Origin of the sequence: Chitinophaga oryzae, assembly GCF_012516375.2 — a bacterium.
GTDB lineage: Bacteria > Bacteroidota > Bacteroidia > Chitinophagales > Chitinophagaceae > Chitinophaga > Chitinophaga oryzae.
This window is the reverse complement of the sequence record NZ_CP051204.2, coordinates 8,103,368-8,118,318: the sequence shown is the minus strand read 5'-3', so window position 1 is coordinate 8,118,318 and position 14,951 is coordinate 8,103,368. Positions and strand designations below refer to the sequence as shown.

General features: G+C 45.4%; 12 protein-coding genes. 10 read left to right on the top strand and 2 right to left on the bottom strand.

Features of this window, described 5'->3' with window-relative positions; translation table 11 throughout:
* Positions 1 to 17: 17 nt before the first annotated feature.
* The 3 genes from HF324_RS32195 to HF324_RS32185 are packed head-to-tail and all read left to right on the top strand — an operon-like array spanning position 18 to position 3,051.
* Positions 18 to 1,067 carry a glycosyltransferase gene (locus HF324_RS32195; protein WP_168807834.1) on the top strand — a complete coding sequence of 350 codons (1,050 nt, stop codon included), beginning with the start codon at positions 18 to 20 and terminating at the stop codon, positions 1,065 to 1,067.
* 42 nt (positions 1,068 to 1,109) lie between these two features.
* Complete coding sequence (locus HF324_RS32190) at positions 1,110 to 1,922, top strand: glycosyltransferase (protein ID WP_168807832.1); 813 nt, start codon at positions 1,110 to 1,112, stop codon at positions 1,920 to 1,922.
* A 55-nt stretch (positions 1,923 to 1,977) separates the two neighbouring features.
* A complete protein-coding gene (locus tag HF324_RS32185) occupies positions 1,978 to 3,051 on the top strand; it encodes an acyltransferase family protein (RefSeq protein WP_168807830.1) in 1,074 nt (357 codons plus the stop codon).
* Here HF324_RS32185 and HF324_RS32180 read toward each other — a convergent pair.
* On the bottom strand, positions 3,008 to 3,703 hold the full coding sequence (locus HF324_RS32180; RefSeq protein WP_168807828.1) for a class I SAM-dependent methyltransferase: 696 nt from the start codon (positions 3,701 to 3,703) through the stop codon (positions 3,008 to 3,010). The genes HF324_RS32185 and HF324_RS32180 overlap by 44 nt on opposite strands.
* 414 nt (positions 3,704 to 4,117) lie before the next feature.
* On the opposite strand from HF324_RS32180, the gene HF324_RS32175 reads away from it, so the two are divergent.
* The 7 genes from HF324_RS32175 (at position 4,118) to HF324_RS32145 (ending at position 13,255) form a co-directional block, all read left to right on the top strand.
* A complete protein-coding gene (locus HF324_RS32175; protein ID WP_168807826.1) occupies positions 4,118 to 5,281 on the top strand; it encodes a hypothetical protein in 1,164 nt (387 codons plus the stop codon).
* Positions 5,282 to 5,395: 114 nt separating this feature from the next.
* Positions 5,396 to 6,508, top strand: coding sequence for a GDP-mannose 4,6-dehydratase (gmd, locus tag HF324_RS32170; protein ID WP_168807825.1), 1,113 nt, complete (start codon positions 5,396 to 5,398; stop codon positions 6,506 to 6,508).
* A gap of 2 nt (positions 6,509 to 6,510) precedes the next feature.
* Complete coding sequence (locus HF324_RS32165; RefSeq protein WP_309475643.1) at positions 6,511 to 7,275, top strand: GDP-L-fucose synthase family protein; 765 nt, start codon at positions 6,511 to 6,513, stop codon at positions 7,273 to 7,275.
* 402 nt (positions 7,276 to 7,677) lie between these two features.
* Positions 7,678 to 9,267 (top strand): hypothetical protein, encoded by a 1,590-nt coding sequence (locus HF324_RS32160; protein ID WP_168861645.1) that lies wholly within the window; start codon positions 7,678 to 7,680, stop codon positions 9,265 to 9,267.
* A gap of 251 nt (positions 9,268 to 9,518) precedes the next feature.
* On the top strand, positions 9,519 to 11,420 hold the full coding sequence (locus HF324_RS32155; protein ID WP_168861644.1) for an ABC-F family ATP-binding cassette domain-containing protein: 1,902 nt from the start codon (positions 9,519 to 9,521) through the stop codon (positions 11,418 to 11,420).
* A gap of 73 nt (positions 11,421 to 11,493) precedes the next feature.
* Positions 11,494 to 12,489 carry an aldo/keto reductase gene (locus tag HF324_RS32150; RefSeq protein WP_168807821.1) on the top strand — a complete coding sequence of 332 codons (996 nt, stop codon included), beginning with the start codon at positions 11,494 to 11,496 and terminating at the stop codon, positions 12,487 to 12,489.
* 88 nt (positions 12,490 to 12,577) lie between these two features.
* Positions 12,578 to 13,255 carry a carboxypeptidase-like regulatory domain-containing protein gene (locus HF324_RS32145; protein ID WP_168861643.1) on the top strand — a complete coding sequence of 226 codons (678 nt, stop codon included), beginning with the start codon at positions 12,578 to 12,580 and terminating at the stop codon, positions 13,253 to 13,255.
* An 85-nt stretch (positions 13,256 to 13,340) separates the two neighbouring features.
* On the opposite strand, the gene HF324_RS32140 is transcribed toward HF324_RS32145, so the two are convergent.
* Positions 13,341 to 14,933, bottom strand: a complete 1,593-nt coding sequence (locus HF324_RS32140) for a RagB/SusD family nutrient uptake outer membrane protein (RefSeq protein ID WP_168807819.1) — start codon at positions 14,931 to 14,933, stop codon at positions 13,341 to 13,343.
* Positions 14,934 to 14,951 lie beyond the last annotated feature (18 nt).

Genomic DNA, 14,951 nt, shown 5'->3' with positions numbered 1-14,951 from the left:
AAATACTAAATATTAATATGAAAATTGCATTTATACTACCTTCTCTCGCTAATAAGGGCCCCGTCATAGTAGCACGGGACCTGGTAAATGAGATGGTGAAAAGAGAGGGTATAAAATGCACTGTTTTTTATTTAAAAGATATAGTGGAGCTGGAGTTTGATTGCGAAGTCATCCATTTTGCCGCGGCCAATGAGGTAGACCTGAGCAGGTACGATATCGTGCATTCGCATATGTTTATGCCCAACCTGTTGGCTGCCCGTCGTAAGAAGTATATCAGGCCGGCCAAGTTGGTGGCTACTCTTCATAGCTACATGGATAAGGATATGAAGAATACTTATGGCGCCTTTAAAGCTTTTTTTATTGAACGTATATGGTGTGCTTTTCTGAACCGGTTTGATAAGGTGGTTTGTCTGTCAGGCGACATGCAGCGATACTACGGGAAGCGGATCAATAAAAAACTGCTTACATATATTTATAACGGCAGAACGACTGTTACCCAGGACGATGGTGCTATCAGCGACTCTGATCTGCAACAGATTATGGTACTTAAAAAGTCCCATGCTGTTATAGGAGCTGTTGCGGGAATTTCGAAGATAAAGGGATACGATCAATTGGTCAGAGCTTTGGCCACTAACCCTAAGTTTGCCTTATTGGTCATCGGCGATGGGGTGGAAAGGGAACCGCTTATGCGACTGGCAAATGAGCTGGGAGTAGCTGAGCGATGTTTGTTTTTAGGGTATCGGTCTAACGCAACGGATTATTTTCGCTACTTCGACGTATATGGACTGACTTCCATCTCAGAAGGATTTCCGCTTGTGTTACTGGAGGCGGCCAGCAGAGGAATACCGACTGTGTGTTCTGATTTGCCCAATTTGAAGGAAATGTTTGACGACAAGGAAGTCTGTTTTTATAAGCTGCACGATATAGCAGATCTGAGCAGTAGCCTGGACAGGGCGCTGCGCAGAAAAGAGGACCTGTCGGAGCGTATAAAGAAGCGATACAATGAAAACTATCGGATCGATATTATATGCGATAAGTATCTGGCCTTGTTCCGGAGTTTGCTATAAGTAATATGAATTAATATATGTTTTATCAGATAATTGTGACTTATGTATGATGTAGTGGCATCTATCGTTTTATATAACAGTGCTGCCAATATGGTGGAAAAGGCCATCAAATCAGTGCTTGAGAGCCCGCTGAACGTAAAGGTTTACCTGGTGGATAATTCTCCGGATGATTCGTTACGGACATTGAATGATATTGACAGGGAGAGGATTGTATACATTCATAACGGTAAAAATATCGGTTTTGGTGCTGCTCATAACATTGCTATCAGGAAAAGCAGAACGGAAACAAAGTACAATCTCATTTTGAATGGCGATGTGCATTTTGATCGTACCGTCCTCCCGCAAATCTTTGATTATATGCAGCAGAACGGGCATGTTGGGCAATTAGGGGTAAAAACCCTGTATCCGGACGGCTCCCTACAATACTTATGTAAGATGTTGCCTACCCCATTTGATCTTATTGCGCGAAGATTTATCCCGGGGCCGCTTCGCGGTTTATTCAAACAGAAACTGCTGCGGTATGAAATGCGACATCGGAGCTATGACAATATGATGAAAATCCCGAACTTGTCCGGTTGCTTTATGTTCATACGGGCCAGTGTTTTAGAAGAGGTAGAAGGATTTGATGAGAATATTTTCCTGTACACGGAAGATGTTGATCTTACCAGGCGCATTCATAGTAAATATGATACAATATATTATCCGTATGCGACTATTTATCATGAATTTGCGAAAGGTTCGTATAAATCTCCTGTCTTGCTCAAGCATCACATAAGGAGTGCTATTTATTACTTCAATAAATGGGGCTGGTTTATTGATAAAGAAAGGAGCCGGATCAATAAGATGTTGATTTAAAAGCAACATTTCAGATTGAACCCGCTTGATAAAACAGGATTAATATTGTACTTCTATGCATCAGAATAACTTTGATTTTCTAAGATTTTTGTTTGCTTTTGTTGTCGTGCTGGGGCATATTGTGGCATTATCTGCCGTAGATAGTCTGGAATTTCTCAGGCCTTATTTTGATACGCATTTATGTGTAACCGGTTTTTTTGTTGTAAGTGGTTTTCTTATTACCCAAAGTTATATACGCTCGCGGGATCTCAAAAAATACTTAATTAAAAGGGCCAATCGACTACTGCCTGCATACATTTTTGTTGTTTGTATAACTGCGCTGGGTTTATCCGTGATCAGTACTGTACCCGTAAAGGAGTATTTCACCGGAGTCGGATTGTATAAATATCTTGTCTGCAATTTGCTGTTCATGAATTTTTTGCAACCATGTCTGCCAGGAGTATTTTTGCATAATATACTCTGTGCAGTAAATGGCGCTTTGTGGACCATTAAGCTGGAAGTGAGTTTTTATTTACTCCTTCCTGTAATCATTTATATAGTAGACAGGGTCAAAAAGAAGTACCTGGTTTTCTTAGGTATTTATTTACTGTCTCTCTTTTACCGGGATGCCTTTGAATTCCTTTATCATGCGACAGGAAAAAACCTATATTCAATTTTAAGTCATCAGTTGCCCGGTTATATGACCTACTTTATAGCCGGAGTAGCATTACACTATTGGTTTAACGCTTTTTTGCGTTATAAAAAGCATATGATTGCTGTGGCTCTTATCGTATTTCTGATTGAATATTATTTTAAAATAGAATACCTGCTCCCCATAGCCTGGTCGGTTATTGTAATGTATTTTGCGTATAGCTTTACCGGCTTAAACGGATTCGGTCGGTATGGTGACGTTTCCTATGGAATTTATATTTTTCACTATCCGATTATTCAGATATTTGTTGCTTTTGGTGCCTTTCATCGCTACAATCCATATAAAATATCATTTATCATCATTCTAATTGTCCTGTTAGTGGCAATACTTTCCTGGCATCTTCTGGAAAAACGCTTTTTAAAACGAACGACAGCAAAAATTGGATTGGATGGGCTTATTCAGCCAAAACAAGCAGTGAATGGCCGCCCAACAAGGTAACGGCGAAGTCCTTATTAAGGTTATATAACAGTATCCTTGGCAGCTTGGCTATTTTTGATTTAAATGATCTGGATAGTTGTACGCCACTGGGGGTATAAAAATGGTCAATGATTTTATATCCGTTGTCTCTCAGTGTTGCCAGGGCTGTTTCTTTTGTATAGTAGTGAAGATGGCCAACTTTTTCTCTGGTTTTCATGATCGTGCCTCTGAGCAGGGCGAGTACTGAAATATCAAGTGGTATATGAAACATTTTATAGCGGGCCTTGTTTTTGCAGTCTTTTATGAAGCCTATATAATCTTCTACATGTTCAAATACGTCCATAACAAGCAGTAGTTCACTCTTTGTGTTGAGTGCTGACATGTCGCTCAGATAAAACGATAACCGCTCGTTGGCCCGTGAAGAACTTAATGCAAAGGCGTCGGGTGAAATTTCGTATCCCTCAAAAATTGTGTCCGATGGTAGTTGCTGGTATAATTGATGCAATATCTCCCCTGCGCCGCAGCCGATCTCGGTAATGGTCTTGGGAGATAAATTATTTCGTTTCAGCATGGAAATAATTTGGGTTGCTTTCCATGCTGAATCTTCGATATGCCAATTAGGATTTTTTTGTTTGTATTCTCCATTGGTGACTTCGTAAATACTTTGTTGCATCTTGTTGTTAGTTTAATTAGGAATTACATGACGAACTAGGCACTGACCAGCAACACAGACTGAAAGTTATGTATTGAATACATGCATAATCTCACAATTTACATAAATTATAGTTGCAATATAAACTGCTCGTTAATTTGGTGACTTAATTCCACCCGGAATGTCTTAACTTTATTGCCATGTCCTTCCTTTACTCTATAGCCTAAATTGGTTATGATTTAATTTAAATTTTAATATATGCTAAAGACTTATTCTTTTAGTAGGATAATAAACATCATCATCCTGTCATGTGTTTTACCCTTTGTTGGTTATGGACAATGGAAGCAGGATAAGTTTATTCTCGGTACTTTTTATGACCCACAGGTGAGAGATTGTAAACTTGATACGGCAGAGTATATAAAGGTTTTAAAGGGCGTGAAAAACTGTAACCTGAATCTGCTGACAGGTGTGGATGGGTGTTACGATTTTAAATTCGTGTCGTACAAGCTGGAACTCCTCAGTCAGCTGGGACTGAAGACGCTGCAGGTAAACCTGAACTCCGCTAAAAAGAAAGGAGTTGATTTTAATGCTGCACAGGCTGCTGATTGGGTGAAGTTTGTCACTGGTCTTGATGAAAAGAAAAGATCGGCTTTCTATGGTTATTTCATATATGATGAACCACTGCCTAAGGATGCTGCTCCTATAAGAAAGTGGATGGCATTTGCGAAAACGAAGGACCCGGGGAAGCTGGCTTATCTGAATCTGCTGGCCTGTTATGTTTTTAAGACACGGAAGGAGTACGAAGATTATCTCGATGCATATATTTCACCGGCCAATTCTCCGGAAACGCCGGATGTGATCTCGTACGATTTTTATCCTTTCATACAAAAAGGTATTAAGGACAACTTTTTTTACAATTTGTATATTCTGCGGAAAAAAGCTGCAGGCCGGCCGCTATGGTCATGCGTGCTCACTACCAAGCACAGGGAATATACAGATGTCGGACCCTATCAGCTTAATTTCATGGTTTTTGCGCCCGTTACCTACGGCTTTAAAGGGCTGCTATATTTTACCTATCAAACTATCGTAGGATCAAACATGCCTTTTGGGGCAGCTATGATTGCCAATAATCAACCCACCACCAAGTATTTCCAGATTCAGAAGATTAATGCTTTCATGAGAGATGTGTGGGGGCCGATAGTCATGAATTCCATCAGTACCGGCGTTTATCATGTATCGGGGCAACCTTACAATCAGCAACCGGAAGAAGGGGAAGAAATTACGGCCAGCACGCCAATTATAGCTGCGGTAAAGGATAACAACATGGCTGTCGGAGTCTTCAAGTCGCTGGTGAAAAATGGAGAGTATAACCTGATGCTTTTTAATAAATCTGCAAAGTCCCTTAAACAGGTGCCTGTTGTATTAAAGAATAATCTTGTGTCCAAAGTATCCCTGGCGGTTCCTTACCTGAGTTACAGGAAAGGCATCAAAGTGTTTAGCCCGTTAAAGGCTACCTATAACAGTACCTCCAATACGACTACAGTATATGTGGATTTTAAAGGGGGAGAAGGCCGGGTTTTAAAACTGACAGGCATGTAAGGCGAGTGTAGCAATAGGTTTGGTCAAATTCATATTTATTGATATGTTTTGTATAATTCTTGCGGAGGATAGGAAAAGAACACTATTTTTGTATAAATACAACAGATTACTATAATGAAAATTGCCCTTATTACAGGCATTACCGGTCAGGACGGAGCGTACCTGGCACAGCTTTTATTAAAGAAAGGTTATGAGGTACATGGTATAAAAAGAAGAAGTTCTCTCTTTAATACTGACAGGATTGACCACCTTTATCAGGATCCGCATGAAAAAAATGTTCGTTTTAAACTGCATTACGGCGATCTTACTGATAGTACCAACCTGATTCGGATTATCCAGGAAGTTCAACCAGATGAAATATATAACCTGGGGGCCATGAGCCATGTACAGGTGAGCTTTGAAGCCCCTGAATACACTGCTGATGCTGATGGTATTGGTACTTTGCGGATACTGGAGGCGGTCAGATTACTCGGTCTGACGGGAAAAACAAAAATCTACCAGGCGTCCACCTCTGAATTGTATGGCCTCGTTCAGGAAGTTCCTCAATCCGAAAAGACACCGTTTTACCCCCGCTCTCCCTATGCCGTAGCAAAAATGTATGCCTATTGGATCACTGTGAACTACCGGGAAGCCTACAGTATGTTCGCGTGTAACGGGATATTGTTTAATCATGAAAGTCCGTTACGTGGTGAAACCTTTGTAACGAGAAAGATTACCCGGGGGGTTGCCAAGCTATCCATGGGGATGCAGGACAAACTGTATATGGGCAATCTGGATGCAAAACGTGACTGGGGCCATGCAAAGGATTATGTAGAGGCAATGTGGCTGATCCTCCAACAGGATAAACCGGAGGATTTTGTGATTGCCACGGGTATTACTACCACTGTCCGGGACTTCATCTCGATGGCTTTCGCCGAAGTGGGCGTTCAGCTGGAATTCAAAGGGGAAGGAATAGATGAAAAAGGATATGTGAAAAGCAGCAGCAATGCAGAATGCCCGCTGAAGCCTGGACAGGAAGTGGTGGCTATAGATGCCCGTTACTTCCGTCCTACTGAGGTGGAACTCCTGATTGGCGACCCTACAAAAGCGCAGACCAGGTTAAACTGGAAGCCACAATACGATTTACCTGCCCTGGTAAAAGAAATGGTGGCTGCTGATGTAGAACTGTTCAGGCGTGAGAAGCTGTTGAAAGATGCAGGGTATAAAGTGCTGAACCAATTTGAATAAACATGCAACCCGGAGATAAAATATACGTTGCCGGTCATCGCGGAATGGTGGGTTCTGCCATTGTGCGGCGACTGGAGCAAGAAGGATTCAATAATATCATCACCCGTACATCCGGAGAACTGGACCTGCGAGACCAGACTGCCGTAGCGGCCTTTTTTGAGCAGGAAAAACCGGAATATGTGTTCCTCGCAGCTGCAAAGGTAGGAGGCATCGTCGCTAACAATACCTATCGTGCGCAGTTCATCTATGAAAATCTGATGATTCAAAATAATGTTATTCACCATGCTTATTTGAATCAGGCGAAGAAACTGATGTTCCTTGGATCTTCCTGTATTTATCCGAAAATGGCCCCGCAACCGTTAAAGGAAGAGTACCTGTTGACCGGTCCGCTGGAACCAACAAACGAGCCCTACGCTATCGCTAAGATCGCCGGCATTGAAATGTGCGATGCCTACCGCGCCCAGTATGGCTGTAATTTCGTTTCGGTAATGCCTACCAACCTGTATGGTCCTAATGACAATTACGATCTGAATAACTCCCACGTATTGCCGGCCATGCTGAGAAAGATGCATGAAGCAAAGCAGCACGGACAGCAGGAAGTAGTGCTTTGGGGAACGGGTTCGCCAATGCGCGAATTTCTCCATGCTGATGATATGGCAGACGCATGTTTTTTCCTGATGCAGCACTATAACGAGAAAGGCCTTGTGAACATCGGTGTGGGAGAAGATATCAGCATCCGTGATCTGGCCTACCTGATCCGGGGATAGTGGGTTATGAAGGGGAACTGGTATTTGATTCCACAAAACCGGATGGAACACCCCGCAAATTAATGGACGTCACCAAACTTCATAGCTATGGATGGAAAGCATCCATTAAACTGGACGATGGCATCCGTAAAGTATATGAGGAAGTGCAACATCAGTTCGGAAGAAAATAATTTTGTTTATTGCTCCTGATGCTGCAAATTTGTAATACTGCTTTAATAACCCTGCCCTTGTATGGGCAGGGTTATGTTCTTTAATATTCATCCCGCCGCTGTCGCCACAAATTATTGAAAATACTATCTTTGCGTCTTATTGAAGCCTGCCATCGCATTGTCAGGTCATAGTGAAGATGTTTGTGATACCTGATTCCGTGGATTAACAAATTTTAGAATCAAACAAAAATTAATGAAGCATCTTGTTTGGATGGCAGCAATTCTATTGCTGGCCCGTGCAGCCACTGCACAGGAAAAATTGCCTGTTATTTTGCCGTATAATCATATGAATATACGGGAATTGTACCTTGACTCCAGTAATCACCACACAGCCTTTAAGCCTATCCTCCACGTGGATACCAGCGCTATGTATACCCAACCGGATACCACTAAACGCAGCTGGATTTACCGGAAGTTATTTCAGGAACACCTGCTGGAATTCAGCAACAAAGAATACAACGTATTTATTGACTTCCTGCCGGATTTCCAAATTGGCAAAACCCGTGAGGGAAGCAGAACTACGTGGTTGAATACACGCGGGGCCATTATTCAGGCAAATATTGGATCCAAATTCTATTTTGAGTCCTCTTTTTATGAAAATCAGGGTAAATTCCCCTATTATCTCGATCAGTATATCCGCAAAAATGATATCGTTCCAGGGCAGGGAGGTATTAAGAGCTACAGCGAAGGCAAGGCTTTTGACTATAACTACGCCAGCGCCCTGTTGTCCTATACACCCAATAAATACCTGAACCTTACTGCAGGATATGGACAGAATTTCTTTGGAGATGGCTATCGCTCTTTGATTCTTTCCGATATCCAGTTCAGCTACCCTTATCTCCGGATGACCGGTACCCTCGGGAATGTGCAGTACACCGCCATGTGGGCCCAGTTTATGGATAAACACAGCAAGGATTTCGCCACTGCTTATAATGACCTCGGCTATTATAAAAAGTGGGGCGTGTTCCATTTCCTGGATTGGAACGTCAGCAAACGCCTGACGATTGGCCTGTTTGATGCAGTGATCTGGCCTGATGCAGACTCTTCCGGGCGCAAGCGCGGCTTTGACTGGAGCTATATGAACCCGATCATTTTCCTCCGCTCTGCCGAATTCTCCGAGGGCTCCTCTGATAACGCCCTGGTAGGCGCCAACGCGAAGTTCAAACTGTTTCCCAAAACGACAATCTATGGTCAGCTGGTGCTGGATGAGTTCAAATTAAAAGAGGTGTTCGGAGGTAAAGGCTGGTGGGCGAACAAACAAAGCTGGCAGCTGGGCTTCCGTTCGTTCGACCTGTTCCAGGTTAAAAACCTGGATCTGCAGGGCGAATATAACGCGGTAAGGCCTTATACCTATAGTTACAAAAGTACCATGATCAACTACGAGCATTATAACCAGTCGCTGGCTCATCCGCTGGGAGCTAATTTTCAGGAATTCCTGGGAATTGCTACCTACCGGATCAAACGCTGGTATGGCCGTGGTCAGCTGATGTATGCAAAATATGGAGACGATCCTGATGCAAAGACCAACTACGGCCATGACATTTCCAAGCCTTATACAACCCGCCCAAATGACTTCGGCAACTATATTGGCCAGGGCGTTAAAACCAACCTGCTTTATGCCCAGGGTACTGTTGCCTATGTACTAAATCCGAAGTATAACTTAAGGGTGGAGGCCTCTCTGGCAGCACGGAAGCTCAAAAACGACATCACAGGCTCAACAACCGACTTGATCTTTAATTTCGGCCTTCGAAGCTCCTTCAGACAGTTCTATTACGATTTTTAAATATAAGTAAGTGCTAAAAACACGCAAGCCCTTCCGCGTTACGCGCAAGGGCTTTTTATTTTACGCAAAAGAGGGGCAAGGATAATGGACAAAGGCCGAAATAAAACGAACAACAAAAAACGTTCTCATTAGGTGTAGGATCATCCGCCCGGCCATCCATTCCTATACTGAATATACGAAAAAAATCATAATATCAAATACATAATTCGGGATTTGGGAGAGTTTTCCTGAATATGTATAACTTCGCGCTTATGCATTACGTTACAGTAGAAGGGCTCACTAAATCATACGGCGTTAAGCCATTATTCCGGAATATCTCTTTTCACATCGAAGAAGGCGATAAAATAGCGCTGGTAGCGCTGAATGGAACGGGTAAATCCACCCTGCTCAAGATTATCCTGGGCAAAGAAGCCCCCGATGAAGGAAAAGTGTGGATACACAAGGATGTGACCGTTGTAATGCTGGAGCAACAGTCCGATTTCGACCTCAACAAATCCGTGATCGAGAATATCTTCGATCACGACAACCCCACACTGAACGCTATCAAGGAATACGAACTCCTGACAGAAGAAGGCCACGAGCCGGATGTGGAAAAGCTCACCGCGGCTTTCGCCCGCATGGATGAGCTCAATGCCTGGCATTTTGACGCCAAAGTGAAACAGATCCTGGGTAAACTCAATATACATCATCTCGATCAGCCCGTAGGCTCCCTTTCCGGCGGCCAGCAAAAACGGGTAGCCCTGGCTAAAGTGCTGATAGACATCGGCTTTGAACACAAACACGTGCTGCTTATCATGGACGAGCCTACCAACCATCTCGATGTAGGGATGATCGAATGGCTGGAAAATTATCTTGATCAGGAAAGAGTGACCCTCCTCCTGGTAACGCACGACCGCTACTTCCTTGACAGCGTCTGCAACGAAATCATGGAGCTGGACCAGGAACAACTCTTCATTTACAAGGGAGACTACGAAAATTACCTGGAACGCAAAGCGACCCGGGAAGAAATGGACCGCTCCAGCGTGGAAAAAGCCCGCAATACCTATCGTAAGGAGCTGGAATGGATGCGTAAGCAGCCCAAAGCCCGCACCACCAAATCCAAAGCCCGTCAGGACGCCTTCTATGAAGTGAAAGAAAAAGCGTCCACCAGGATGGCGGACCAGCAACTGGAACTGAATGTGAAAATGACCCGCCTGGGCGGTAAAATCCTGGAACTTAAAAAGGTCTATAAAGCTTATGGCGACCATGTGATCCTCAAAGGATTTGATTATACCTTCAAAAAAGGAGAGCGTGTGGGCGTAGTCGGTAAAAATGGCGTCGGTAAGTCCACCTTCCTTAATATGCTTCTGGGCTCCGAGCAGCCGGATTCCGGTAAAATCAACGTGGGAGAGACTATCGTGTTTGGTAACTATTCCCAGACAGGCCTGGTGGTGAAAGAAGATATGCGCGTGATCGAGTTTGTAAAGAACATCGCGGAAAACTTCCCGCTGGCGGACGGTACTAAAGTGAGCGCCGCCCAGTTCCTTGAATTGTTCCTCTTCCCGGCGGAAAAACAATACACCTATATTTCCAGGTTGAGCGGTGGCGAAAAAAGAAGGCTGCACCTGCTGTCTATCCTTTTCCGCAATCCCAACTTCCTGGTACTCGATGAACCTACCAACGACCTGGACCTGCCCACCCTCAGTATCCTGGAGAACTTCCTCATGGAATACCAGGGCTGCGTGATCATAGTAAGCCACGACCGTTATTTTATGGACAAACTGGTGGACCACCTTTTTGTGTTTGAAGGCGACGGCGTAGTACGTGACTATCCCGGTAATTACACCCAGTACCGTGAATGGCAGAAAGAAGAAGACAAACGCAAGTCAGAAGAAAAGAGAGAAACCAAAGCCGAAACGGTACAGGCAACCGCTACAGCCGCCACAGACAACGGTCCGCGTAAAATGTCCTACAAGGAAAAGCGGGAGTTCGAATCACTGGAAAAAGAGATGGAGTCGCTGGAAGATGAAAAGAAAGCCATCGAAGCTAAACTGGCCAGTGGAACATTGCCTTATGAAGAGATGGAGCCGCTTACGCACCGGATAGGAGAAATCATCCAATTACTGGATGATAAGGGTATGCGCTGGCTGGAATTAAGTGAACTGAATGGTTAAAATAACAGTTATATATCAGGGAGTCCGGAGATGAATTTCCGGACTCTTTTATTTTTGACGCAAAACAAGGGTTATGGAATACAGACAACTGGGACAATCTGACTTAAAAGCCTCTGTGGTTACTTTCGGCGCATGGGCCGCCGGTGGCTGGATGTGGGGCGGTACCGAACGTAAGGATGCCGTGAGGGCCATCAGGGCTTCCTACGATGAAGGAGTGACTTCCATCGATACGGCTCCTATCTATGGACAAGGCACCAGCGAAGAAATTACCGGGGAAGCCATCAAAGGCCTCCCGCGCGACAAAGTGCAGATCATGACCAAATTTGGTATGCGCTGGGACCTGGCCAAAGGCGATTTTGGTTTCCACAGCCAGGATAACCAGGGAAGGGATATCGATATCTATAAATACGCCGGTAAGGCCAGTATCATCAGAGAATGCGAGGACAGTCTGCGCCGCCTGGGCACGGATTATATTGATCTGTACCAGATCCACTGGCCCGATTCCACCACGCCCATTGCGGAATCGATGGATACGGTGGCAGAGCTGATTAAACAGGGCAAAGTGCGGTATGCAGGCGTGTGTAACTATAACGCTGAACAGCTGGAAGAAGCCCGTAAATACGTACCGCTGGTGTCCGACCAGGTGCCTTACAGCATGGTGAAACGTGGGATTGAAGAAAAGGAGGTACCTTATTGTATTGAAAATGGATTATCTATCCTCGCTTACAGCCCGCTGGAGCGCGGCCTGCTGACTGGTAAAATGAAACCCGGCCATCAGTTTGCCCCGGGCGATCACCGCGCCGGCATTTATTTCTACAGAGAAGAAAACCTGAAGCGGACCAACGCTTTCCTGGAAAAGCTATATCCGTTGGCGTTGGATAAAAATGCTTCTCTCTCCCAGCTGGTCATCCGCTGGACGATTGAGCAGCCGGGCATCACCATTGCGCTGGTAGGCGCCCGTAACGCTGAGCAGGCGGTGCAAAATGCTAAGGCGGCCAATATTCTGCTCACACCGGAGGAAATCAGTTTCATCTCGGCTGAACTGGATAAGCTGGTGCTGGAAAAGTAACAGGGATAAATTTACGGCCGGCACGGGACCTCCTGCGCCGGCCGCGCTGTTTCAGTCAAAAGGCGTAAATTATGGTAATTCATTACTTATGCGAAAGATATCCCTGATCGTTTCTATACCGCATCCTTGCCAGCAATCCTGGGAAAATATGATACCTGCCGCCGGGGGCCGTTTCTGTGACAGTTGCCGGAAGACCGTCATTGATTTCACCGGCCTCACAGATAGCGAGGTACTTGCATTACTTTCCAATACCTCACAGCAGTATTGCGGCCGTTTCAGGCAGTCGCAGCTGGACCGGAAGATACGCCCGGAGCCGCAGGCCGCCTCACTGTTGCCCGTTGCCGTACTGGGCGCGCTGCTGGCAGCCGGGGTGCCGGCTACCATGGCAGCTGCCGCGGACCATCCGGTGCACCAGGCAGATACCACGATGTTGCGCACCATTAGCGGAAAAGTGACACTGGAAGGGGGAGCTACTATGCCAGGGGCTTTGGTAGCGATCAAAGGAAGCAATACAGGCGCCGTTGCAGATGCCAACGGCCACTACCATTTAAATATTCCTGCCTGGGAACAGAAAATAACCCTGGTTTTTTCCTTTATTGGGTGTACGACGGCTGAGGTACCGGTAACAAGTCAGCAGACGGTTGATGTAGTATTGAAAGAAATTGATACCCAGTTGCTCGGAGAAGTAGTTGTCGTAGGTGCTATACAGAAAAGAACGCCCTGGCAACGTATCAAGTACAAATGGCGAAGGTTATGGCACCGCTGACCGCAACAATTTACAACTGAATGGTAAAATAAAAAACGGGGACGGCTATACGCCGCCCCCGTTTGTATTAAAAGAGAAAAGAGGATTAGTTGGATTTTACCGGAGCAGAAGTGTTGCTGGGGGTATTGAAGTCCAGCTCATTTTGCGGAACGTCCCAGTAATCGAGATAATTGTATTCGATAGTGGCATTGGCATCCAGGGTATTATCCGGTTTGATCACCCATGCGTGTTGGCGTCCGCCACCTTGTGCGGCAGGAGCGGTAACGTTCCATCTCCGGGCGTCATAGAAGGCCACATTTTTGAGGAAGAGGCCAATTCTTCTTTCGCGGCGCAGCTCTTCGAGGGCGTTTGCCTGTGAAAGGCCGGTACCGGAAACATGTGCGAGGCCTGACTGTTGATAGTCACGTACGGCGTCAACATATTTCAGCCCTTCGTCGATATTGCCGAGGCGGATGTTTGCTTCTGCGATCATCAGTGCATTTTCTTCGTAGGAGCAGGCAACTGGCAATTCCGCCAGACCCGTAGTAGTGGAGGCCCAATCGCCGCCATCGCCTATTTCATAAAGATACCACCTGGTAGCGTATTGTGCGCCTCTGTTTCTTTCATTGCCGTAGGCGGCATACGGACCGTCTATGTTGCGGGTATAACGCTCATCCCCTGCTTTGAAGTCCTGAACGAGGCGTTCGCTGATGTTTTCCCAACCAATCTGTAAGCGGTAGGGAGACCAGGCGGTGATGGACACCAGGTCGTTTACATCTGCGCTGCGCATCGTGAAGATTTTGTCCTCTTGGGTAATACCAGCAGTGGCGAGGTTTAACACATTGGTCCAGTCTGCATTGGTCATCTGGGCCACCTTTTTGTTTACCAGGAGGTTTCTGGCCTTATAGGTGTTAATATGTCTTTTCCATGCATCAGGACTGATTACGCCGCCTTTACCACTAGTAGTAAAATCGGGAATAAGGCGTTTGAACAGCGCATTATAAGTTTCGACGTTTGTAACCTTGTTTAGCTCAGCCACACAAGCGTCGAAGTTGTCATTACCTAATTTTACTATCGCATCGTGGGTTACGAACTCGTTGTTCATCAGGGTGCCGTCTACAAATTTATCGGCCTGTACCCCGGCGATATAGATGGAACCGATGCGGGAGTAGGTAAATCCTTTCCACCAGTAAGCATAAGCACGGATCAATGCTTTTTTGGTAGCTACCTGATCTGCTGTGCCTTTCAGCTCCAAATCGCTTTTGGAGGTGACATCCAGGATCAGATTAGCCTGGTTATTCACAAAGTAGAGTGCCGCCCATTCGTTGTAAAATGCATTGTCATTACCAAAAGAACGGTCGTTGCGGTTCTTTAACTCCGTGCCCTGAGAGCCGCCCTGGGGTGGCGTCAGTACTGTACCGTTGGACAAAGTAATTTTGGACACTTGGTTCACCCACCTCCAGGAGAAGTTACCTGCACTGATGGTGTAGCTGTCGCCCATGGCATCATGATTGGCGAGAGCTATCCACCAGAATTCAAGACCGAATTTGTTATAAATGCCAAGAGCGCCTCTAACCAGTCCTTCTTCTGATTTCAATACGGCCGGGGTAGGTTCATTAGGATTCACCAGGTCCAGGCTGCTCTTACTGCAACCGAAAAGGAGGGAGGCGGAGAATATTGCGAGAAATACTTTCTTCATGTTCGGAATTTTTTGTGT

What these genes read in the sequence shown, in the direction of transcription:
- HF324_RS32195 (WP_168807834.1), top strand. Translation starts at nt 18, where the DNA reads ATGAAAATTGCATTTATACTACCTTCTCTCGCTAATAAGGGCCCCGTC.
- HF324_RS32190 (WP_168807832.1), top strand. Translation starts at nt 1,110, where the DNA reads ATGTATGATGTAGTGGCATCTATCGTTTTATATAACAGTGCTGCCAAT.
- HF324_RS32185 (WP_168807830.1), top strand. Translation starts at nt 1,978, where the DNA reads ATGCATCAGAATAACTTTGATTTTCTAAGATTTTTGTTTGCTTTTGTT.
- HF324_RS32180 (WP_168807828.1), bottom strand. Translation starts at nt 3,703, where the DNA reads ATGCAACAAAGTATTTACGAAGTCACCAATGGAGAATACAAACAAAAA.
- gmd (WP_168807825.1), top strand. Translation starts at nt 5,396, where the DNA reads ATGAAAATTGCCCTTATTACAGGCATTACCGGTCAGGACGGAGCGTAC.
- HF324_RS32165 (WP_309475643.1), top strand. Translation starts at nt 6,511, where the DNA reads ATGCAACCCGGAGATAAAATATACGTTGCCGGTCATCGCGGAATGGTG.
- HF324_RS32160 (WP_168861645.1), top strand. Translation starts at nt 7,678, where the DNA reads ATGAAGCATCTTGTTTGGATGGCAGCAATTCTATTGCTGGCCCGTGCA.
- HF324_RS32155 (WP_168861644.1), top strand. Translation starts at nt 9,519, where the DNA reads ATGCATTACGTTACAGTAGAAGGGCTCACTAAATCATACGGCGTTAAG.
- HF324_RS32150 (WP_168807821.1), top strand. Translation starts at nt 11,494, where the DNA reads ATGGAATACAGACAACTGGGACAATCTGACTTAAAAGCCTCTGTGGTT.
- HF324_RS32145 (WP_168861643.1), top strand. Translation starts at nt 12,578, where the DNA reads ATGCGAAAGATATCCCTGATCGTTTCTATACCGCATCCTTGCCAGCAA.
- HF324_RS32140 (WP_168807819.1), bottom strand. Translation starts at nt 14,933, where the DNA reads ATGAAGAAAGTATTTCTCGCAATATTCTCCGCCTCCCTCCTTTTCGGT.